Origin of the sequence: Pusillimonas sp. SM2304 (assembly GCF_031628915.1) — a bacterium.
Classification (GTDB): domain Bacteria; phylum Pseudomonadota; class Gammaproteobacteria; order Burkholderiales; family Burkholderiaceae_B; genus Pusillimonas_C.
The window spans coordinates 1,062,894-1,084,283 of the sequence record NZ_JAVLUJ010000002.1; the positions used below are offsets into that span (position 1 = coordinate 1,062,894).

Sequence of the window (21,390 nt, forward strand, 5' to 3'; positions counted from 1 at the left end):
ATGCCGGACCCCTCGGCAAAGCGCCTGAAGGCAAGCCTGCGGTTCACGGCGTCCCCTGCCTGCGGCCGCGCCGAATGCTGTTCAGGCTGCGCGCCACTTCGGGGTGATCGAAAAATGCGTCGACGCCGGTCGGCAGGACTTGTATCCAGCTTGGGTGCGCGGGCTTGCTGGCGGCCGGCTCCGAGGGCTCGCCCGCGGCATTGACGTCGAAGCCGGGCAGGTTCGGCTGTTCGGCAACGCCAAGCAGGTCCTCGGCGGGAATGACGACCAGCGGGCTTGACGTGGCGGCGACGTAGGCCAGGATGTCCTGCCTTGGCGCGGGCGACGGGATACCGCCGGATTGGCCCAACGCCTGCGCGAGCAGGACCTTTTCCGCCGATCTGGCCCGATGCTGCATCTGTGCCTGATCGGCGGACAACTGCCCCACCCGCCAGCGCCACCCTATGTCGCGGCCAGACCACCAGCCCTCGATCGTCGGCAAGTCGTGGGTGGATGTGGTCGCCATGGACCAGTCGGGCCACGCACCCTGGAGCTCGAACCACAATACGCTGGTGCCGAGTATGCCCTTGTCGCGCAGCATGTCATTGAATCCTGGCGCCACCGTGCCCAGGTTCTCGCCGATGACCAGGACTTGGTGCCGCCACGCCTCGAGCATAAGCAGGCGCAGCATGTCGTCCAGCGGATAGCGCAGATAGGCCCCGTCATGGGCCTCCGCGCCGGCCGCGATCAGCCACATTCTGGCCAGCCCGATGATGTGGTCGATCCGGACACCGCCCGCGTGCCGGAAGTTGGCGCGCAGCGTTTCGATATAGGCCGCATAGCCTGTGTCGCGCAGCGCATAAGGAGAAAAGGCGGTGATGCCCCAGTTTTGTCCTTGCGGCTGGAACAGGTCCGGCGGCGCGCCGATCGATACCTGCTGCAGCAGGTCGGCCTGTCGGCTCCAGGCGTGGCTGCCGCGCGGATCGGTGCCGATCGCCAGATCGATGATCAGGCCTATCGGCATGCCGCTGCCAAGCGCCGCTTGCTGCGCCTGGCGCAGGCCGCGATCCGCCAGCCATTGCAGGAAAGCCTGGAATTCAACCTCGGCCTGATGCGCCTGGGCAAAGCGCCGTACTGCGGCGCCGGACGGGTCATGCAGCGCACCGGGCCAGTCCTGCCAGCCGCTGTCTGCGCCGAGCATGCCCCGGTGGGCGGCATGCAGGGCTTCATAACGCGCATGGCGCTCGAGCGCCTCTCCGCCCGCCTTGCGAAACGCCTGGAAATCATCCTGCAGCGAATGGCTGGCGCCCGATCGGACATGCTCGAACACGCGGCGCAAGATAGCCAGGCGCGCGGGGACCAGCGCGGGCCAGTCTATGCGGGGCGCTGCAGGGCGGGTGGCGCCGGCGTTCTCTTGCGCCTGCGCGTCGGCGGCGGGGTGCCCGTTCCCCAGCGCCTGTTTCACTGTTTCCGATCCGCAGACCAGAGCGGGTTCGGCATAGGCGGCATTCAAAAAAAGCCTGCTGGACGGCGCGTACGGACTATAGCGTTCGGGCGCGGCGCCGAACAGCGCGTGGACGGGACTGATGGCCAGGGCGCTGGCGCCCGCCTTGCCGGCGCGCGCCGCGAAGTCGGCCAGCGTGGCGAAGTCCCCCGCCACGCCCCACTTATCTTGCGAAGGCCGCTCGCCGCCGTGCAGACTGTAGACTTGGGCCGTGATGCCCCAGGGGCGCTCCAGGCCGCCGCTGCGCGCCGGCACCGCCGGGCACCGCGCCGGGCAGACAGCCAGCCTCAGGCGGGCCTCGCCGATGTCCAGCGTGTGATAGCCGGGCGCTGCAATGGGCTCGATGCGGACGGACTCCGGCGCCAGCCTTGCGGCGGTGCCGTGCAGGATCTCGCCCGATTCGAGCAGCAGCCGGTATGGCAGCCTGCCTCGCCAGCGCATGATGAGCGGTTCTCCTGCCTCCAGTATCCACAGCGGCCGGGCGGCCGAATCGCTTTCAAGCGCCTGCGCCGCCTGCAATCTTTGCATGCTGTCGCGGATTTGCGCAGCAGACTCGCAAGGAAAGCCGAGCGCAGCCAGCAAATACCGCAAGCTGTCTTCACTGACCTGGCGGGCTTCGCCAAACACATCTTGCCAGGATGGCGCCAGCCCAGCCATCGCAGCCAGTTGCAGCAAGGCGTGGCCCGGGGCTGCCATTCAGCCCTCGGCGTCCGCGGCCGCCATCGATCCGGCCAACAGCACCACCCCATGGGCCGCCACCCTGACTTTGTCCCGCACGGCCTTTCCGACAGCCGCGCTGGACAGCGAGCTGTCCAGCTGCAACAACATGGGGCAGCGCAAGGCAGGCAATATGAAATCGATTGCCTGCTCCCCCGCATTGAGCAATAACAGCGTGATGTCGACATCGCCTTGCGGCAAACTGGCGGCGCGCTGCAGGCCAAGCACCCTGCCCTCGTGATAGTCCCAGGCGGCGTCAGACATCGATTGCCCATCCATGTCGTACCAGCAGATGCGTGGCAGCCCCGGCAGAACTTCGTGGTTGCCGTCCCCGAAGCGGGCCAGGCGCAACGAGGGATGCTCGCGCCGCAGTGCGCTCAGGGCGGCGGTGAAGCCGATGAGCGCGCGGCCCCTGGGACTGCTGGCGTCGGCCCAGTCCAGCCACGAGACAGCGTTATCCTGGCAATAGGCATTGTTGTTGCCTTCCTGGCTATTGCCGAACTCGTCGCCCGCAAGCAGCATGGGGGTGCCGTTCGAAAAGAAGGTGCAGGCCAGCATGGACCGCAGCACCGTATCGCGCAGGCGCATCAGGTCCGGATCGTCGGTGGGCCCCTCGTGCCCCCAGTTGCAACTGAAGTTTTCCCCATGGCCGTCGGCATTGTCGTCGCCATTGGCCTCGTTATGCTTGTCGTTGTACGACACGAGGTCGCTTGCGGTAAAACCATCGTGCGAGGCAATATAGTTGACGGATGCCCAGGGCCGGCGATGGCGCCGGTCGAAGATCGCGGGCGAGCCGATCAGCCAGTCGGCAAGCTCGCCCCGCAAGCCCGCCTCGCCCTTCCAGAAGCGGCGCATGCCATCGCGAAAACGGTCATTCCATTCGGAAAAACCGGGAGGATGATTGCCCAGCTGATATCCATCGGGCCCCGTATCCCAGGGCTCGGAAATCAGTTTCAGGCGCGACAGGACCGGGTCCTGCAGAATTGCATCGAAAAATCCCGAGCCCGGGTCAAAGCCGGGGCCCTCGCGGCCCAGCGTGACGCCCAGGTCGAAGCGAAAGCCGTCGATGCGGTAGCTCTGGGCCCAGTAGCGCAGTGAGTCCATGACCATCTGCAGGACTTTGGGATGCGACAGGTTCACGGTATTGCCGCAGCCTGTGTCGTTGATGTAGTAACGCTCATCGCCGGGCACCAAGCGGTAATAACTGCTGTTGTCCAGGCCGCGCCACGACAGCGTGGGGCCCAGTTCATTGCCCTCGCCGGTATGGTTGTAGACCACATCCAGAATGACTTCGATGCCTGCATCCTGCAGGCGGCGGATCGCCATGCGCAGGTCATTGGTCCGGCCGTTGGCCAGGTAAGACGGTTCGGGTGCGAAGAAAGCCAGTGTGTTGTACCCCCAGTAATTGCGCAGGCCGCGCTGCACCAGGAAATGGTCTTGCAGGAAGGCGTGCAGGGGCAGCAGTTCGATGGCCGTAATGCCCAGCTTGTGCAGATGGTCGATGAAGCGCGGGCTGGCCAGGCCATCGGTGGTGCCCCGCCATTCGGCGCGTACGTCTTCACGCTGCATGGAAACACCGCGCAGGTGCGCCTCGTAGATGACGCTATGGGCCCATGGCGTGCAGTGGCGCCCTGCCGTGCCCCAGTTGAAGCTTTCGCTGGTCACCACGCACTTGGGCACGTAGGGGGCAGAGTCGCGCTTGTCCTGGCTGAGGTCCGCCTTGGCGTGCTGCACACGGTATCCGAACAGCGCATCCGTCCAGCGCAACGGCCCTTCGAGCTTCCGGGCGTAGGGATCGATAAGCAGCTTGTGCGGATTGAAGCGGTGGCCCTGTTTGGGATCGTAGGGGCCATGCGCCCTGAAGCCATAGACCAGGCCCGGGCCGGCATCGGGCAGGTAGCCGTGCCAGATTTCGTCCGTACACTCGGGCAAGGGATAGCGCTTCAGTTCCTTGCGTCCGCGTGCGTCGAAAATACAGAGCTCGATACTGCTTGCACTGGCTGAAAACACCGCGAAGTTGACGCCCAGCCCATCGCTGGATGCCCCCATGGGGTAAGGGAGTCCCGCCGCAAGTCTATCAGGGAGTGTGGGCTTCATGGTTGTTTTCCGCGAGAAGAATAAGGGTGGCAAGCGGCGGCAAGGTCAGCGACAGCGAGTACGGCCGGCCATGCGCAGACAAATCTTCGGCGCGGGCGCCGCCGGCGTTGCCAAGATTGGACCCGCCATATAGCTGCGCATCCGTATTGAGGGTCTCGCGCCAGTGGCCGGGCCGCGGCACGCCGATGCGATAGTCCCGCCGGGGAACGGGCGTCATGTTGCTGATCACCAGCGCTTCGTCCCCGCGATGCCTGCGCAGGAAGGCAAACACGCTGTTGTCCGCGTCGTCGCCAATCACCCACTGGAAGCCTTCGGGCACGGCGTCCGCATGCAGCGCGGGCGTCGTCCTGTACAGCCTGTTCAGATCGCACAGCAATCGCTGCAAGCCGGCATGCCGGTTTTCGCCGGAAGCGGACATGGCGGGAGGAAGCAGCGCTTTCGCGTCAAGCGCGTCCGCCGCGGCCGGACGGTCCAGGCAGGCCCAGTCGACCTGGCCGTCGTGGTCCCATTCGCGCCACTGGCCGATGTCGCCGCCCATGAACAGCAGTTTCTTGCCCGGATGCGTCCACATGAAGCCCAGGTAAGCGCGCAATTGGGCAAACTGTTGCCATGCGTCGCCCGGCATTTTCTGCAGCAAAGCGCCTTTGCCATGCACGACTTCATCGTGGGACAAAGGCAGGATGAAGCGCTCGGAATAGGCATAGACCATCCCGAAAGTCATGTCGTGGTGATGATGGCGCCGATGCACCGGATCGTGCTGCATGTAGCGCAAGGTATCGTGCATCCAGCCCATATTCCATTTGTAATCGAACCCCAGCCCTCCCTGCTCCACCTTCGCCGTCACGCCGGGCCAGGCGGTGGACTCTTCGGCAATCATGATGGCGCCCGGGCATTCCTCGTCAATCAGCGTGTTCAGTTCTTGCAGGAATTGCACCGCTTCCAGGTTTTCACGGCCGCCGTGGCGGTTGGGCAGCCAGCCGCCCGGCGCCCGGCTATAGTCCAGATACAGCATGGATGCCACGGCATCCACCCGCAGCCCGTCCACGTGGTAGCGCCGCAGCCACTCCAGCGCGCTGCCGAACAGGAAATTGCGCACCTCGTTGCGGCCCAGGTTGTAGATCAGCGTGTTCCAATCCGGGTGAAACCCTTGTCTGGGGTCGGCATGCTCGTATAGGGCCGTTCCGTCAAAACGCGCCAAGCCGTGCGCATCCGAGGGGAAGTGGGCCGGCACCCAGTCAAGAATGAGTCCCAGGCCGGCGTCATGGCAGCGATCCACGAAACGCGCGAAATCCTTTGGGCTGCCGTAGCGGGCGGAGGGGGCATATAAGCCCAGTGGCTGATAGCCCCAGGAACCGCCGAAGGGGTGCTCGGTAATCGGCAGCAGCTCGATATGCGTGAACCCCATGCCTGCGGCATAGTCGATCAGGCGTGCGCCCACCTGCTCCCATAGATGGGCCTGGCCCTCGACGCGCAGCCATGAGGCCAGATGGGCTTCGTAGATGGACATCGGCGCCTGCGGCCCATGCCTGCCAGCACGGCCTTGCATCCAGGCCTGGTCGGTCCAGACAAAGGCTTCCGGCTCGGGCACCACAGACGCGGTGGCAGGCGGTTCTTCAGTCTGCCGCGCATAAGGGTCGGCCTTGAGCGGCAAGCGCTGTCCATTCTTGCCGTGCAACGCGTACTTGTACAGCGCGCCGGCGCCGATACCGGGAATGAACAGTTCCCAAACGCCGCAAGCCTGATTCAGCCGCATGGCATGGCGGCCGTCCTCCCATCCGTTGAAGTCGCCGACGACCGCAACCGAAAGCGCATTGGGCGCCCAGACGGCGAAACGTACACCCTGCTCGCCTGCGACTTGGGCGCAGTGGGCGCCCAGGCGGTCGGCGATATGGCGATGCCTGCCTTCGGCGATCAGGTGGATATCGAGTTCGCCCAGCAGGGATGCTTTACGCAGATCCGCCGTCATGGCCGGCCCCCGTCGGCGGGCGCTTCCAACGTTACGGTCTGGAGCCGGTCCGCTGCGTGCAAGAGCCCGCGCAGGGGCACAGGCAGCCAGTCGGGACGATGGGCGGCTTCGTAGCAGACTTCATAGGCCGCCTTTTCCAGCAAGGCCAGCGCCAGCAGACCCTTATCTCCCATGGCCGGCCAAGGTCCGGCGGGGGAAGGCGCGGCCTCGGCCTGCGGCCCCGCGGCTTCGGCGCTGGCCTTGGCATAACCGTCGAGAAAGGCGGTTGTGGCGCGGCGGCAGAACTGCTCGAGCAAGTCGCGATGCTGCTGCGCCAGGCTGGCTTCGCCAGGCAGCCCGGCAAGCACCGGCGCGTGTGCCTCCTCCTCTTCGCCATCCGCTGTAGCGGCGGATGCGGCCTGCGCCATGAAGGCCGCGCAAGCGTAGTCAAAGGAGCGTATCAAGCCGGCCACATCACGCCACACGCTGGCCTTGGCACGGCGCTCGCTCAATGGCCGTGCCGGCTCGCCTTCGAAGTCGATCAGGTAGACATCGCTTTGCGCAATCAGGACTTGGCCCAGATGCAAATCGCCATGGATGCGCGTCAGCATCGTCCCTTCCAGGACCGACGCCGCCTGATCGATCAGTTTGCCCAGGGGCTTCGCCGACTTTTCCAGTGCGGCCAAATGCGACTGCGAGGGTTCGTCCAGCTGTTTGCGCATCGCCCCCGCCGCTTTGAGCGCGTTGCCGAGCATCGTGCGTATGGACCGCGCCCATGCCTGGGCATCGCGCCGCCGGGCTATTTCGGGCGCAAAGGCGGGGTCGTCGCTTGGCCTGGCAAGCACCGCATGCATCTGGGCCAGGCGCCGCCCCAGCGTGACGGCCATGGTCTGGTAGCCGCGCAGCGCCTCTTGATATTCTTCCCGCGACTCGTCCAGGTTTTCAATGAAGGCGATCTCTTCGAACGTGCGTTTCAGATAGTCCAGGGTCCAGGTCCAGGCATCGCCCTGATTGTTCACGCGGCAATGCAACAGCGCCAGCGTATGCGGATTCCCCTTGGCATCGACACGGATCAGCTCGCCGAGCAGCGCGGCAATATTTCCGTAATTCGCCCGGCTCAGGTGCCGCACCATTTCAGCTTCGGGGTGGACGCCCGGCACGACCCGGCGCACCAGCTTGAGCATGGCCTGGTCCCCGAACATCACCGAACTGTTGGTCTGCTCGCCATGAAACCAGAGCAATTCGGGCTCTTGGGGCCACGCCACTTCGTGCAGGCGGGGATCGGCGTGGAACTCGAGACGGGCCTTGCCCGCCCCCGTGCCCAGCGGAATCCGGGTCTGGGACTTGAAGTTGTCCAGCAGCGCCAGAATAAATTCCGGAACGCTATAGCCATCGGTGGCCAGCCCCAGCTCCGAGCCGCGGCGCACCCGGGCCATGGCATACTGGGCGGGCATGCCGCCGACGGCTTCGCTCCACAACAAAGCCAGCGGCAGGAAATAGGATGCCGGACCGTCCTCCTGATCGACCTGCACTTCGGCCAGGAACAGATCGGTCTGGGCCGGCAAGGGCGCAACATAAGCAATGCGCGCCGCGGCGGGTTTGCCGCGGCTGCCGAACCAGCGCTGGCGCTCCAGATACATGGGCAGTACCTCCGCGCACAAGGCGCGCATGGAACCGTCCATCAACTGATAGTCCGCCTTGCGTCTGAGCACCAACGTAACGTATTCCGGCATTTGTTCCGGCATGGTCAAGTGCCACGACGGCGGCGAGACGAGGGCGCTCAGTTCAAACCAGTAAAACCCGTAGGGGGGCAGTGTCAGCAGATAAGGCAGCTCGCCGATGGTGGGAAAAGGCGTGCCGCCAAGCATTTCAACCGGCACCCTGCCCGCCATGAACGACAAATCCAGTTCCACGGGCTGCGAGGCATTGGAGAGATTGGCCACGCAAAGCAGGCTGACATCGCCATGCTCGCGCAGGTAGGCCAGTATCTTGCGGTTCCCCGGAAACAGAAAGCGCAAGCTGCCCCGGCCAAAGACAGGGGCATGCTGCTGACGTTTGAGCAGCATGCGGCGCGTCCAATTGAGCAGCGAGTGCGGATCGCGCTGCTGCGCCTCGACGTTGACGGCCTCGTAGCCGTACAGCGGGCCCATCAGCATAGGCAAGCGCAGGCGCTCGGGGTCCGCGCGCGAAAAACCGCCATTGCGGTCCGGCGACCACTGCATGGGGGTGCGCACACCGTCCCGGTCGCCCAGGTGGATATTGTCGCCCATGCCGATTTCATCGCCGTAATACAGCACCGGCGTGCCCGGCATGGACAGCAACAAGCTGTTCATCAGCTCCACGCGGCGCCGGTCGCGTTCGAGCAGCGGCGAAAGGCGGCGCCGTATGCCCAGATTAATGCGGGCGCGCCGGTCCGCGGCATACACATCCCAGAGATAATCGCGTTCGCTGCTGGTCACCATTTCCAGCGTCAGTTCATCGTGATTGCGCAGAAAAATCGCCCACTGGCAATTGGCGGGAATGTCGGGCGTCTGCTGCATGATATCGGTGATCGGGAAACGATCGGCGCGGGCAATGGCCATATACATGCGCGGCATCAGCGGGAAGTGGAACGACATATGGCACTCATCGCCCCGTCCGAAATATTCCTGTGCATCCTCGGGCCATTGATTGGCTTCCGCCAGCAACAGCCTGCCGGGATAGTCCTGGTCCATGGCCGCGCGTATCTGGCGCAGCACGGCATGCGTTTCCGGCAGGTTCTCGTTGTTGGTGCCTTCCCGTTCGACCAGATACGGCACCGCGTCCAGCCGCAGGCCGTCGACGCCCATGTCCAGCCAGAAACGCATGACGCCGATCACTTCTTTCAGCACTTGCGGGTTGTCGTAGTTCAGGTCGGGCTGATGCGAATAGAAGCGATGCCAGAAATAGGCGCCGGCCACTGCGTCCCACGTCCAGTTTGAATTCTCGGTGTCGCAGAAAATAATGCGTGTGCCGGCATAGGCCTGATCATGATCGGACCAGACATAATAGTTACGCGCCGCCGAGCCGGGCTTGGCGCGGCGGGCCCGCTGGAACCAGGCATGCTGATCCGACGTGTGATTGACGACCAGTTCGGTGATGACGCGCAAGCCGCGCTGGTGTGCGGCCCGTATCAGCTTGCGCACTTCTTTCAGTGTGCCGTAGCCTTCGTGCACGCCGCGGTACTCGGCAATGTCGTAGCCGTCATCGCGCCGCGGAGAGGGGTAGAACGGCAACAGCCAGAGGGTGTTCACGCCCAGGCTGGCCACATAATCCAGCTTGGCGATCAGCCCGGCAAAGTCCCCTTCTCCGTCATTGTTGGCATCGAAGAAGGATTTGACATGCAATTGATAAATCACTGCATCCTTGTACCAAAGCGGATCGTCCGGCGCCGCCATGCCGCCGGCTGCCGGCTTCGAATGGATTTCCTGCGCTTTCGTCATGATGGCAGCACCCCCCAGATCACGAAGGGACGGTCGGGCGACAAGTCGATGCGGTGATGCCGCCCTTTCAACTGGAACGGCCGGTCTTCGAAAAGGTCTTGCAGCCGCAGTACGCTGTCATCGGGCAGGCCCCACTGCCATAGCGGCAAATCCAGGGTGCCGGATTGCCACCCCTGCGGATCCAGGCTGACAGCCACAATGACGACATTGTCGGCAGCTTGCGTGGATTTTGTGTAGAACAGGATCTGCGCATTGTCGACCTCGTGGAATTGCACACCCAGGTGCGACTGCAGCGCGGGATTGTCCCGGCGCAATTGGTTGAGCCGGGTGATCTCGGGCACGATGTTACCGGGCTGCTTCTCGTCCCGATGCCGCAATTCGTACTTCTCGGCGTCCAGGTATTCCTCTTTGCCGGGCAGGCCGGCGGCCTCGCACAGCTCGAATCCGCTATACATGCCCCACAGCCCGGACAAGGTCGTGGCCAACGCCGCCCGGATCACAAAGCCGGACCGGCCGCCGTGCTGCAAAAACCAGGGGTTGATGTCCGGCGTGTTCACGAAGAAATTGGGCCGGAAAAAATCCGCCGCCGGGGGTGAGCTCAGTTCAAGCAGATAGTCGGTCAGTTCGTGCTTGGCATTGCGCCAGGTAAAGTAGGTGTATGACTGGGAAAAACCGGCCTTGGCCAGGCGGTACATCATCGCCGGGCGCGTGAACGCTTCGGAAAGGAAAATCACCTGGGGATGGCGGGTCTTTACCTGCGCAATCAGCCACTGCCAGAATGGCAGCGGCTTGGTATGGGGGTTGTCCACGCGAAATATCGCTACGCCCTTGTCCACCCAGAACAGGATGATGTCCAGCAAGGCGTCCCACAGGGGTTGCCGCGGCCGGCCCTGGGCATCGTGAAAGCTCGGATTGACGATGTCTTCATAGCGCTTGGGCGGATTTTCCGCATAACGCAGCGATCCATCGGGCCGCCACTCGAACCAGTCCGGATGCTGCTTAAGCCATGGATGGTCCGGCGAGCACTGTATGGCGAAGTCCAGCGCGATCTCCATATTGTGCCGGCGGGCCGCCAGGACCAGCGCCTGGAAATCGTCGAAACCGCCCAGTTCGGGATGGATGGCATCGTGCCCGCCCGAGGACGCGCCGATTGCGTACGGGCTGCCCGGGTCGCCCGCCGCGGCCTTCAGGGCATTGTTCCTGCCCTTGCGGTTGGTCTGGCCAATGGGGTGGATAGGAGGGAAATACAGAACGTCGAAACCCATGGCCGCAATCGCCGGCAAGCGCTCGATGACATCGCATAACGTGCCGTGCCGCCCCGCTTCCCTGGCTTGCGAGCGCGGAAACAACTCATACCAGTTCGCATAGCGCGCCTGGCGCCGGTCAACAGTCAAGGGGAAAATGGTCGAGTCGGTTTCAAAAGGCCGCCGGCCTGACCGGTGCATGGCTTGGGCCAGTTCGGCGGACAGCAACTGTTCCGCCGCCTGCGGCTGTCCCGGCGCCGCCGACTTCAAAAAACGATCAATGCAGCCTACGGCATCGGTATCGGATGCCTGCATCTGCATGCCGGATCTGGCCTGCGCCAGCATCTGGCGGCCCTCTTCGACCTCCAGCTCAAGGTCCTGCCCCGCTTGCAGTTTCTTGCGCAGATGCTCGCAAAACGATGACCATTCGTCCCGCCAGGCGCGCACTTTGTAGGCATGGGCGCCAAGGCGCAAAGGTTGGAAACCGGCTTCCCATTCGTCGTTGCCGATTTCCCGCATAGGTGTGCTTTGCCACGGTGCATCGTCTCCCGCCCGCCATAACAGGCTGGCGGCAAGGCGATCGTGGCCATGGGCGAAGATGCTCGCCCTGACATCCACCTGGTCGCCCAGGCAGGCCTTGGCCGCGAACAGGCCTTGATCGACCGACGGCCGAATGTTTTCTATCGCGATATCCGCCGGCGTGGCGGCATGCGCGCGGCTTTCCAACTGCGGTGCATGACAGAGCTTCACCGTGAACAGGCCGCCGGGCGGCAGCATCGAAGGAAAGCTTGCCCGGGCATCGGCCTGGAAAACATAATCGCCCGGCAGCCTGGAAGCCAGCATGCTCCAGTCCAAGGCGATGCCGGCATCCTGGCCGGGGTTGATCACCAACATGCTTGCGCTGGCGCCCTTCTGCCGGGTAAAAGCCGACACCGGCGCCAAGGGGCCGGCAAGCCGGTGAATGCGGGTCCAGGTTTGCCGGCCGGGGCCCGCCGCGCCTGCCTGCCGGCCCGCTTTCGGAGCGGGCGCCAGCCAGCGGCGAACCGCCTTCCAGCTTGCCGGATCGACCGATTTCGCCGAGTGGGCCGTCAGCAGAATGCCGTCCCCAAAGAAAGCCGCCATCCACAACCGGTTCACGGGCATCGCCGCTGAGGCGGGCAGCGATCCGGCCAGGCCGATGTCCGGATCGTCGACGGGCGCAATGACGGGCGCTATGCGCGATAAACGTGCATATTCCTCCAGCAGCCATGAAGCGCGGCCATCCCACCAGGGCAAAGAAAGAAACGTGGCACTGAAACCCACCGGCTCCAGGGCGGAAAGCTGTTGCGGCGTCATGCCGGGCGTCCAGGCCAGAAAGGAAAAACCGGGCCGGCGGGCATGGACCAGATCGATGAGCCGCTGCCATGCCGACGCGGCAATCTCCAGCGGGCGGCAACAGCGCACGCCCGCCACGCCTGCGTCGGCCCATTGCAACACATGGCCGCCCCACGCTTCGATCTGCGCCTGCGGCACGCGCCCCGCTTCCGCATGCCGAACGGCTTCCGGCGTCAGGCCGTCACCGGGCAGCTCGGCCAGCACCAGATCCAGCAGCAATGCCATGCCCTGGTCCGCGCAGGCTTGCGACAGCGGCGCCAGGACAGAGGCCGTCCCCCCGGACATGCCGTCCCGGTTCTTCCCCAGAAGGAGGTTGCCGCCCTCGGGGCTACAGCAGGCGGCCGGCAACAGGAGGCTGTCGCAAGCCGGCGCCAGCCTCCTTACATACCGGACCGCTGCATCGAAGCGGCCGTCCTGCGCATCATGGCCGGTCACTTGCGAGGCGAACGTCCGCGCATCGACATGGCAGATGCGGTAGTCCGCAAGGCGGGAGGGCGTGCCGCTCATAGGCATGGTCAACATGGCTGAGGCCGCGCGGCCTAGGGCAGCAAGGTCGCATCCATCGAAATCTTGGCGTTGAGCAATTTGGACACGGGGCATCCCGCTTTGGCCTGATTCGCGATTTCATCGAACTTGGCCGGGTCCGCGCCGGGAATCCTGGCGACCACGGTCAGATGACTGGCCGTGATCGCAAAGCCGTCGCCCACTTTGTCCAGCGTGACCGCCGCCGTGCTGCGTATTTCTTCCGGCGCCAATCCGGCTTCGCCCAGCATCAGTGAAAACGCCATCGAGAAGCAAGCGGCGTGCGCCGCGGCGATCAGCTCTTCAGGATTGGTCCCGCGCCCGTCCTCGAAGCGTGCCTGGACGCCGTAAGGCGCATCGCGCAGCGCACCGGTTTCAGTGGATATCGTGCCGTTGCCGTCCTTGAAACCGCCCATCCATACCGCCCATCCTTTCTTGATGATCATGTTCCGCTCCTTGCTGTCCGAATATTCAGTGGCCAGGCGCGCCGCGGTCCGGGACGCCTGTGCGCAGGTGGACAGCAAGCGGCGTACCCGACGCACGCCACGCCTGATTTCAACGCGCTACACTGATTGTCCGGCATAACAATCAGGCCTGAGGGCCCAGGAGAGCCTTTGTGATATGGAATTGCCTCATCATCGAGGACGACAGGGATAACGCCCATTACATTGCCGATGGCTTTCGGGAACTGGGCCATTGGCCCGTGGTGTGCTATGACGGCGTCGAGGGCTTGCAGCGCGCCACCAGCGAACCCTGGGACATCATTGTGCTGGACCGCATGCTGCCCAATCAGATCGACGGCCTGTCCATTCTGACCACCCTGCGCGGCGTAGGCATCAAGACCCCCGTCATCGTCCTGAGCGCATTGACGGCGTTGGACGAGCGCGTGCGGGGCCTGAAATCCGGCGGGGACGACTACCTGACCAAGCCCTTCGCCCTGATCGAGCTGCTGACGCGTGCGGAGGTCCTGGTGCGCCGGTCGAAAAGCAATGCCACGGATCGTGTCTTGGTCTACGCCGATCTGCGCATGGACCTGACGGTGCCCAGAGCAACCCGCTCGGGCAAGCCACTTGCCCTGCAGCCGCGCGAATGCCGTTTGTTGTCTTATATGATGGCGCATCCCGATCAGGTGCTGACCCGCGCCATGCTGCTGGGCGCCGTATGGGGGTATCAGTTCAATCCGCAAACCAATGTCATCGATGCCGCCATCAGCCGCTTGCGCCAGAAGGTGGATGGCGAACATGCCGGGCCTGCCCTGATCCATACGGTCAGGGGGGTGGGTTATATGCTGACCAGCCAAACCGGCGATACCTGCGGGAAGCCCTGACATGGCGCGGCGCCCGTCGGACAAACCCGCGGCGACCCCTTGGCGCCGGCTATGGGATTCCGTCGCCTTTCGCCTGACCTTCAACTACGGGCTGCTGGCGGTCTGCACAACGATCTTCCTGCTTATTTTTGCTTATGGAAAGATTGTGGACGTGCTGCAGACCCAGTTCCAGCGGCAGGTTGTGCTGACCACCCAGCGCCTGGTGACCCACTACGAGCAATACGGCCTGGCTGCGCTGCAGGCGGAAATCCGGCAACTGCTGTCCGACCAGACCGACATCGACACCGAAATGTATTTGTTGCTGGACAGCGACGGGGAAAAGCGGGTGGGCAACCTGGATCTGTTCGCGGCGGCCGACCATGTGCACGACACGCGCGGCCCGATCCAGCTGAATGTGCTGCGGCACGGGAAAACGGTATCGGGCCTGCTGGGCATACGGCAACTGAGCGGCGGCGGCACGCTGGTTGTTGGACGCGACACGCAGGACATGAAGGACATCGAGCGCTTGATCGGCAATGCGATCATTGCAGCCATGTTGGTGGCCCTGCTGCTGGTGATGATAGGCACGGTGATCTTCCGCCGCGAACTGCGCCGGCGGGTCGAAGCGATTCGGGACACCGCCGTGCAGGTGGGCACGGGTCAGTTGGCCCGGCGTATTCCGGCATCGCCGCAGGCCGACGAGTTCGACCAGTTGCGCGGTGATATCAATCGCATGCTGGACCAGATAGAAACGCTGATGAACGGCGTGCGCAATGTGTCCGACTCGATTGCCCACAATATTCGCACGCCCCTGGCGCGCGTGCTGGCCGGCCTGCATCGGGCCCGGCGCGACAAGCATGATCAGGCGGCCGCCCTGTCGGCCGCCATCGACGCGGCCTCGGACGAAATCATGGACCTGATTTCAGTGGCCGAAAAGCTGCTGCTGATCGCCGAAGCCGAGTCGGGCGTACGCAGGCAGACCTTCCGTGCCGTGCAACTCGAGGCCATTGTCAAAGATGTCATCGAACTCTATGAGCCGCTGGCTCAGGAACGCAATACAACACTGGCGCAGGCGCCCGCCACGAACGCACCGGGCCATGCCGGAACCTGGATATTGGCCGATGCCGATTTGTTGGCGGGCGCGATCGCCAACCTGGTCGATAATGCACTGAAATTTACCCAGGATGGCGCCCATGTAACGCTTGCCACGGCCCAGAAAGAAGGCCGCGCCGTGCTGACCGTCACGGACAGCGGCCCCGGCGTCGCCCAGCCGCAGCGGGCCGAGTTGGGGACCCGCTTCTACCGGCTCATGCCAGAAGTGCCCGGCTCAGGGCTGGGGCTGGCCTCGGTCCGCGCCATTGTGTCGCTGCACGACGGCAAGCTGTCGTTCGACGATGCACAACCGGGCTTGCGCGTACGCGCCACGTTCCCGATCCACAAGCCTTGATGCACATTTCCCCCTAGCCAGGACGCAAGCCGCCGAATCATTACCGAATGGTAATGATTCGGTAATAAAAGAACGCGTATCCAGCGGCTTGCCTCGCCTACTATTTCACGCTGCGCTTCTCGTGCTGGCTTACAAGGCTGGTCTGCGTGCGCCACGAGTTCAGCAAGACCTGAAAACGGCCCGGGCTGAACGTGTATACCGATAAACAACGAGACTTCGTCAACATGAGAATCAAAAACAAACAGGACTTCTGGTCCGGCGTGATGTTTTTCGCCATAGGAACCGGATTTGCCTTGGGAGCAACAAGTTACTCCATGGGCACGGCCGCCCGCATGGGGCCGGGATATTTTCCGTTCTGGCTGGGCGTGTGCCTGGCCTTGCTGGGCAGCGTCGTGGCGATCACTGCCATGCTGCCCAAGGCAGAGCATGTAAAGCTAGAGAAATTCGACTGGGGTATCGCCGTCATCCTGCTGGGCAGCGTCGCCCTGAGCGGCCTGCTGCTGAACTATCTGGGTGTCTACATCTCTGTTTTCCTGCTCGTTTTCCTGAGCAGCTACGCCAGTCACGTCTTCAACTGGAAAGTGGCCGCCGCCAACGGCCTGTTCCTGGTCGTTTTCGTATGGCTGGCATTCATCAAAGGCCTGGGACTCATATTCCCCCTGTGGCCGACCTTTCTCGGCAACTAAGGAAGCACTGACATGGAATTATTCGATCACCTGATGTTGGGGTTTTCCGTTGCGTTGTCAGTGGAAAATATTGCGTACTGCCTGCTGGGCTGTCTATTGGGAACGCTGATCGGCGTGCTGCCGGGCATCGGGCCGGTCCCCACGATTGCCATGCTGTTGCCCATTACCTATGTGCTGCCGCCGGTCGCCGGGCTCATCATGCTGGCGGGGATTTATTACGGGGCGCAGTACGGGGGGTCCACGACGGCCATCCTGGTGGCGCTGCCGGGTGAAACCTCGGCGGTCGTCACCGTGCTGGACGGGCACCAGATGGCACGCAATGGGCGTGCCGGGGCGGCACTGGCCATTGCCGCGGTCGGCTCGTTCTTTGCCGGTTGTTTTGCCACGGTGCTGCTGGCCGGCTTTGCGCCGCCGCTTGCCGAGCTTGCCTTCAAGTTCGGTCCCGCCGAATACTTCTCGCTCATGGTCCTGGGCCTGATTGGCGCGGTCGTGCTGGCGTCGGGGTCCTTGCCCAAGGCCATTTGCATGATCTTGCTGGGTCTGCTGCTGGGCATGATCGGCACCGACGTCAACTCGGGCGTGGCCCGCTATGACTTCGGCATCCCCGAACTGCAGGACGGCATCGACTTCGCGGTCGTGGCCATGGGTGTGTTCGGCTTTGCCGAGATCATGACCAACCTGGAGCTCAAGGACCAGCGGGTCGACCTGACCGACAAAGTCGGCCGGCTGTACCCCAACATGCAAGAGTTCAAGGAAGCGGCCCCCGCCTGCGTGCGCGGCACCTTGCTGGGTTCGGCACTGGGCATCCTGCCGGGCGGCGGCGCGGTCTTGTCGTCGTTTGCCTCGTATACCTTGGAAAAGAAAATATCCAAGAACCCCGAGCGTTTCGGCAAGGGCCACCCCGCCGGACTGGCAGGTCCCGAATCCGCCAACAACGCCGCGGCGCAGACATCCTTCATTCCGCTGCTGACGCTGGGGATACCGGGTAACGCCGTGACGGCGCTCATGATCGGCGCTATGACCATCCACAACATCCAGCCGGGCCCGCAGGTCATGACCAGCCACCCGGAACTGTTCTGGGGCCTGATCGCCTCGATGTGGATCGGCAACCTGATGCTGATCGTGCTCAACCTGCCGCTGGTCGGTTTGTGGGTCAAGCTGCTGAAAGTGCCTTATCGCATCCTCTTCCCCGCTATTCTGGTGTTCTGCACGATCGGTGTGTATTCGCTGAACTACAACGTGTTCGATATCTGGATGACGGCAGGGTTTGGCCTGGTCGGCTATGTATGGGCCAAGCTCAAGTGCGAAGGCGCTCCGCTGCTGCTGGGCCTGGTGCTGGGGCCCATGATGGAAGAAAACTTCCGGCGCGCCCTGCTGCTGGCCCGGGGCGACTACATGACCTTTGTAACGCGTCCGCTGTCGCTGTCGCTGCTGATCGTTGCCCTCTTGCTGGTCATCCTGGTGACCCTGCCCTCCATCAAGAAGAAACGCGAAGAAACCTTTGTAGAAGAAGGCTGACACGCGTGAAGCATGCGCAGGCCGGAACTGGCCCGGCCTGCGCCTACCATCGCCGCGCTGTAGCGCGGCCACCCTGCTCTGATACGGCCCAGGCGGCCGGCGCCTCGAGCAAGAAACCCCTTGTCCTTATCGATCCGATCGCTCAAACTTGAGGGGCAGGTGTTCGCTTGCCTGTTGTTATCCAACCTCACCAGGAGATCGTTATGGCCCAGTTTAAAATCGCCGTCGTCGTCGGCAGCCTTCGGAAGGAATCGTTCAACCTTGCGCTGGCAAAAGGATTGACCCGACTGGCTCCCTCCGAATTCAGCTTCAACATGCTGGAAATCGGCGATCTGCCCTTGTACAACCAGGATGATGACGCCAATCAGGCCGATGCGGTCAAACGCCTGAAAGCCGACATTGCGGCATCGCAAGGCGTGCTATTTGTCACGCCCGAATACAATCGCTCGATTCCGGGCGTACTCAAGAATGCACTGGACCATGCTTCCCGGCCCTATGGCCAGAGCGCCTGGGCGGGCAAACCGGCAGGTGTGATCGGCGCGTCCATCGGGAGTATCGGTTCAGCCCTGGCGCAGCAGCACTTGCGCAATATCCTGGTCTATCTGGACATGCCCACCATGGGTCAGCCCGAAGCCTTCATCCATGTCAAGGACGGCCTGTTCAACGACGATGGCAGCATAGGCGCCGGCAGCAAGGATTTCCTGCAGGGGTGGATGGACCAGTTCGCGGCCTGGGTCAAACAGCACGCGTGATCTTATCGTTCATAGCTGCTCAAAGCGGTCGAAGCGCCTTTCGGTATGCTCCTCTTGGTGTTCGACGGCGTCGACCCGCGCAGCCTGAGGGCCGTGATGCAGCCATGACAGCATCCGGTCGACCAGATCGTGCGGCCCTTGCAGCAGGGCCTCGACGGAGCCGTCTTCAAGGTTGCGCACCCAGCCCCTGACGCCCAGCAGATGGGCCTGGCGCACGGTCGCCGCACGAAAGCCCACGCCTTGCACGCGTCCGGTCACCCTTGCGACCAGGGTATCGAATTGATGGTGGGGGCCAAGCTTTTTAATGACGATTCTCCCGCAAACGGACCAGGCGTTCAACGCAAGGCGTGATTATTCCATACAAGCGGCGCAGACCGTCAGGTGTGCGCCCTTTTTTGGGCCGGGGCCTTGACCCTGTGCAGGTTCAAGGCGGTGTTGATAATGCCTACATGGCTGAATGCCTGCGGAAAGTTGCCCAGCATGCGTTGTGCTTGCGGGTCGTACTGCTCTGCCAACAGCCCGACATCATTGCATAGCCCGGCCAGGCGCTCGAACAGAGCACGTGCGTCATCGTCGCGCCCCAGCAAGACGTACACGTCAGCCAGCCAGAAAGAGCACACCAGGAAGGTGCCTTCGCCGGGCGGCAGGCCATCGACACCCTGTTCCGTTTCATAGCGCAGCAGCAAGCCATCGCGCATCAGGCGTTTTTCGATGGCGGCGACCGTGCCCAGCACACGCGGATCATCGGGCGGAAGGAAACCGGTCAGGGCGATTTGCAGCAGGCTGGCATCCAGGCATTTGCAGCCGTAATACTGGACGAAGCTGCCCAGCTCGGCATCGTAGCCCTTGCGGCAGACCTCGGCATGGATTTCATCGGCGATACGCCGGCAGGTTTCCGAGAATTCACGGCCATTCTCCATGTCCCGCGCCACGATGGCGATGCGGTCGAACGCCACCCAGGCCATCACTTTCGAATGGGTAAAGTGCTGTTGCTCGGCCCGGATCTCCCAGATGCCCTCGTCGGGTTCGCGCCAGGCTTTTTCCAGAAACGGCACGATCACCTCGGCAATGGCTTCGATGCGCCGGTGCCTGGGAAGCTTGCCTTTGATGGCCTGCTCCATGGCGTCGGCCACTTCGCCATAGACATCCAGCTGGGACTGCGTGGCGGCCGCATTTCCGATGCGTACAGGCCTGGAATCTTCATAGCCGTCCAGCCAGGGCAGTTCGTATTCCGGTAGCCGGCGCTCGCCGCCCAGCCCGTACATGATCTGGATCTGGTCGGGTTTGCCGGCCGCTGACCTGGCCAGCCAGTCGCGCCAGGCGCGCGCCTCGTCGAAGTAGCCCAGGCTCATGAAAGCCAGCAACGTCATGGTGGCGTCCCGCAGCCAGCAGTAGCGGTAGTCCCAATTGCGCTGGCCGCCTATGTGCTCGGGCAACGAAGTGGTCGCGGCCGCCACAATGCCGCCCGTGGGCAGATAGGTCAGCGCCTTGAGGGTGATCAGCGAACGTTTGACCAGGGCGGTCCAGGGTCCGACATCGGGACAGCGGCTGGAGAACTCATGCCAGAAGTACTCTGTTTTGGCCAGGGAGGCTTCCGCATCGAACCCTTCGGCCACCGGCTCATGCGAGGGCTGGTATGACAGGGTGAACGCCCGGCGCTCGCCTTCCGACACGCTGAATCTTGCAGTGGAATGGGCCGCCCGGGCCTTGATCGGGGTGGGGGTCCGCAGAACCAGCATGTCGGGGCCGGCCACCGCCGTCAGCGTCAGCGGATCGTGCCTTTCCACCCACGGCACGGTATGGCCGTAGTCAAAGCGGATCACCAGATCCATATCGAAGGTCACCCGCCCTTTTACGCCGACGACAATGCGGGCCACGCTTGAATGCCTGAAGGTCGAAGACATGAAGTCGATCAGCGTGGCGGTGCCTTCGTCGGTGGTGAAGGTGGTTTCAAGAATGAGCGTACCTTCGTGGTAGCGTCGGGTGACATGGCGGACCGGTGTGGTGGGAGCGATTTGCCAGCGGCCATTTTCAGGCGTGCCCAGCAATGCAGCGAAGCATGCCGGCGCATCGAATCGGGGAAAGCAAAGCCAGTCTATGGACCCCTGTTTGGAAACGAGCGCTGCCGTGCGGCAGTTGCCCAGTAAGGCGTAATCTTCAATACGGCCTGCCATAGTCCTCCGCTGTCGTGTTGGCCGCCATGCCGCGCGGCCGGATAAGCGATCGAACCCGCCCGATCGGACAAGGTCCTTGATATAAATCATGATGCCGTTTACTGTGTCTTTTAATATAAAGCAGCTATCCTGCTAACGCCACCCGCTTTCCTTTGGGTAGCGCCCGCCGGCATGCATTTTCAGTAACCACAGGGGGTATCCATGAGAACCATACTTATACCGGTCGACGGTTCCGAATCATCGGGGCGCGCCGTCAAAGCCGCCATCAAGGCCGCCAATGAGCTGGGCGGCGCCAATCTGCACATCATCACCGTGCATCCGCCCATCGTTTCAGGCAACGTGACGCGATTTTTTTCGGCCGAGGCCATCAACGAGTATTATCAGGATGAAGGCAGGAACGCCCTGCTGCCGGCCAAGGCCCTGCTGGACGAAGCGGGCGTGGCCTATCAGGAAAAAGTCGCCATAGGCCCCGTGGCCATCACCATCGCCGACTATGCCAAGAAAAACCAATGCGACCTGATCATCATGGGTACGCGCGGCCTGGGCAGCGTCACCGGCCTGGTGCTGGGGTCGGTGACCACCAAGGTGCTCAGCCTGGTCGACATCCCCGTGACACTGGTCAAATAAACGCCTAAAGCAAAAACAGCGTGGACGGCAAGAAAAG

Annotated in this window: 14 protein-coding genes; 6 read left to right on the forward strand and 8 right to left on the reverse strand. The window is 63.3% G+C overall.

What is annotated here, in order from left to right; all coding sequences use genetic code 11:
• Positions 1-43 precede the first annotated feature (43 nt).
• Genes malQ through RE432_RS14080 form a run of 6 tightly spaced genes read right to left on the reverse strand, consistent with a single transcriptional unit; the run spans position 44 to position 13,289 of the window.
• Positions 44-2,179 (reverse strand): 4-alpha-glucanotransferase, encoded by a 2,136-nt coding sequence (gene malQ / locus RE432_RS14055; RefSeq protein ID WP_310934038.1) that lies wholly within the window; start codon positions 2,177-2,179, stop codon positions 44-46.
• Positions 2,180-4,297 (reverse strand): glycogen debranching protein GlgX, encoded by a 2,118-nt coding sequence (gene glgX, locus RE432_RS14060; protein WP_310934039.1) that lies wholly within the window; start codon positions 4,295-4,297, stop codon positions 2,180-2,182.
• Complete coding sequence (glgB, locus tag RE432_RS14065) at positions 4,278-6,263, reverse strand: 1,4-alpha-glucan branching protein GlgB (RefSeq protein WP_310934040.1); 1,986 nt, start codon at positions 6,261-6,263, stop codon at positions 4,278-4,280. The genes glgX and glgB overlap by 20 nt, the downstream gene beginning before the upstream one ends.
• Positions 6,260-9,703, reverse strand: coding sequence for a maltose alpha-D-glucosyltransferase (gene treS, locus RE432_RS14070; protein ID WP_310934041.1), 3,444 nt, complete (start codon positions 9,701-9,703; stop codon positions 6,260-6,262). Before treS ends, glgB begins: the two co-directional genes overlap by 4 nt.
• Positions 9,700-12,843 (reverse strand): alpha-1,4-glucan--maltose-1-phosphate maltosyltransferase, encoded by a 3,144-nt coding sequence (locus RE432_RS14075; RefSeq protein WP_310934042.1) that lies wholly within the window; start codon positions 12,841-12,843, stop codon positions 9,700-9,702. The genes treS and RE432_RS14075 overlap by 4 nt, the downstream gene beginning before the upstream one ends.
• Before the next feature lie 17 nt (positions 12,844-12,860).
• Positions 12,861-13,289, reverse strand: coding sequence for an OsmC family protein (locus RE432_RS14080; protein WP_409079857.1), 429 nt, complete (start codon positions 13,287-13,289; stop codon positions 12,861-12,863).
• 173 nt (positions 13,290-13,462) lie between these two features.
• On the opposite strand from RE432_RS14080, the gene RE432_RS14085 reads away from it, so the two are divergent.
• From RE432_RS14085 to RE432_RS14105, 5 genes are all read left to right on the forward strand, one after another.
• Complete coding sequence (locus tag RE432_RS14085) at positions 13,463-14,170, forward strand: response regulator transcription factor (protein ID WP_310934241.1); 708 nt, start codon at positions 13,463-13,465, stop codon at positions 14,168-14,170.
• Between the two features lies 1 nt (position 14,171).
• Positions 14,172-15,596, forward strand: coding sequence for an ATP-binding protein (locus RE432_RS14090; protein WP_310934043.1), 1,425 nt, complete (start codon positions 14,172-14,174; stop codon positions 15,594-15,596).
• Positions 15,597-15,820: 224 nt separating this feature from the next.
• Positions 15,821-16,282: a tripartite tricarboxylate transporter TctB family protein gene (locus RE432_RS14095; protein ID WP_310934044.1), complete on the forward strand. Its 462-nt coding sequence runs from the start codon at positions 15,821-15,823 to the stop codon at positions 16,280-16,282.
• A gap of 12 nt (positions 16,283-16,294) precedes the next feature.
• Positions 16,295-17,800, forward strand: coding sequence for a tripartite tricarboxylate transporter permease (locus RE432_RS14100; protein WP_310934045.1), 1,506 nt, complete (start codon positions 16,295-16,297; stop codon positions 17,798-17,800).
• 203 nt (positions 17,801-18,003) lie between these two features.
• Positions 18,004-18,552 carry an NAD(P)H-dependent oxidoreductase gene (locus RE432_RS14105; RefSeq protein WP_310934046.1) on the forward strand — a complete coding sequence of 183 codons (549 nt, stop codon included), beginning with the start codon at positions 18,004-18,006 and terminating at the stop codon, positions 18,550-18,552.
• Positions 18,553-18,561: 9 nt separating this feature from the next.
• Here the strand turns inward: RE432_RS14105 and RE432_RS14110 are convergent, their stop codons facing one another.
• Both RE432_RS14110 and RE432_RS14115 read right to left on the reverse strand, forming a co-directional pair.
• A complete protein-coding gene (locus tag RE432_RS14110) occupies positions 18,562-18,858 on the reverse strand; it encodes an acylphosphatase (protein WP_310934243.1) in 297 nt (98 codons plus the stop codon).
• Positions 18,859-18,929: 71 nt separating this feature from the next.
• Positions 18,930-20,726 carry a glycoside hydrolase family 15 protein gene (locus RE432_RS14115; RefSeq protein ID WP_310934047.1) on the reverse strand — a complete coding sequence of 599 codons (1,797 nt, stop codon included), beginning with the start codon at positions 20,724-20,726 and terminating at the stop codon, positions 18,930-18,932.
• A 201-nt stretch (positions 20,727-20,927) separates the two neighbouring features.
• On the opposite strand from RE432_RS14115, the gene RE432_RS14120 reads away from it, so the two are divergent.
• Positions 20,928-21,353 (forward strand): universal stress protein, encoded by a 426-nt coding sequence (locus RE432_RS14120; protein WP_310934048.1) that lies wholly within the window; start codon positions 20,928-20,930, stop codon positions 21,351-21,353.
• Positions 21,354-21,390 lie beyond the last annotated feature (37 nt).

Coding starts and splice junctions, on each gene's coding strand:
- RE432_RS14100 (WP_310934045.1), top strand. CDS start 16,295: ATGGAATTATTCGATCACCTGATGTTGGGGTTTTCCGTTGCGTTGTCA.
- glgB (WP_310934040.1), bottom strand. CDS start 6,263: ATGACGGCGGATCTGCGTAAAGCATCCCTGCTGGGCGAACTCGATATC.
- RE432_RS14115 (WP_310934047.1), bottom strand. CDS start 20,726: ATGGCAGGCCGTATTGAAGATTACGCCTTACTGGGCAACTGCCGCACG.
- RE432_RS14120 (WP_310934048.1), top strand. CDS start 20,928: ATGAGAACCATACTTATACCGGTCGACGGTTCCGAATCATCGGGGCGC.
- glgX (WP_310934039.1), bottom strand. CDS start 4,297: ATGAAGCCCACACTCCCTGATAGACTTGCGGCGGGACTCCCTTACCCC.
- treS (WP_310934041.1), bottom strand. CDS start 9,703: ATGACGAAAGCGCAGGAAATCCATTCGAAGCCGGCAGCCGGCGGCATG.
- RE432_RS14075 (WP_310934042.1), bottom strand. CDS start 12,843: ATGTTGACCATGCCTATGAGCGGCACGCCCTCCCGCCTTGCGGACTAC.
- RE432_RS14080 (WP_409079857.1), bottom strand. CDS start 13,289: ATGATCATCAAGAAAGGATGGGCGGTATGGATGGGCGGTTTCAAGGAC.
- RE432_RS14095 (WP_310934044.1), top strand. CDS start 15,821: ATGAGAATCAAAAACAAACAGGACTTCTGGTCCGGCGTGATGTTTTTC.
- RE432_RS14105 (WP_310934046.1), top strand. CDS start 18,004: ATGGCCCAGTTTAAAATCGCCGTCGTCGTCGGCAGCCTTCGGAAGGAA.
- RE432_RS14090 (WP_310934043.1), top strand. CDS start 14,172: ATGGCGCGGCGCCCGTCGGACAAACCCGCGGCGACCCCTTGGCGCCGG.
- malQ (WP_310934038.1), bottom strand. CDS start 2,179: ATGGCAGCCCCGGGCCACGCCTTGCTGCAACTGGCTGCGATGGCTGGG.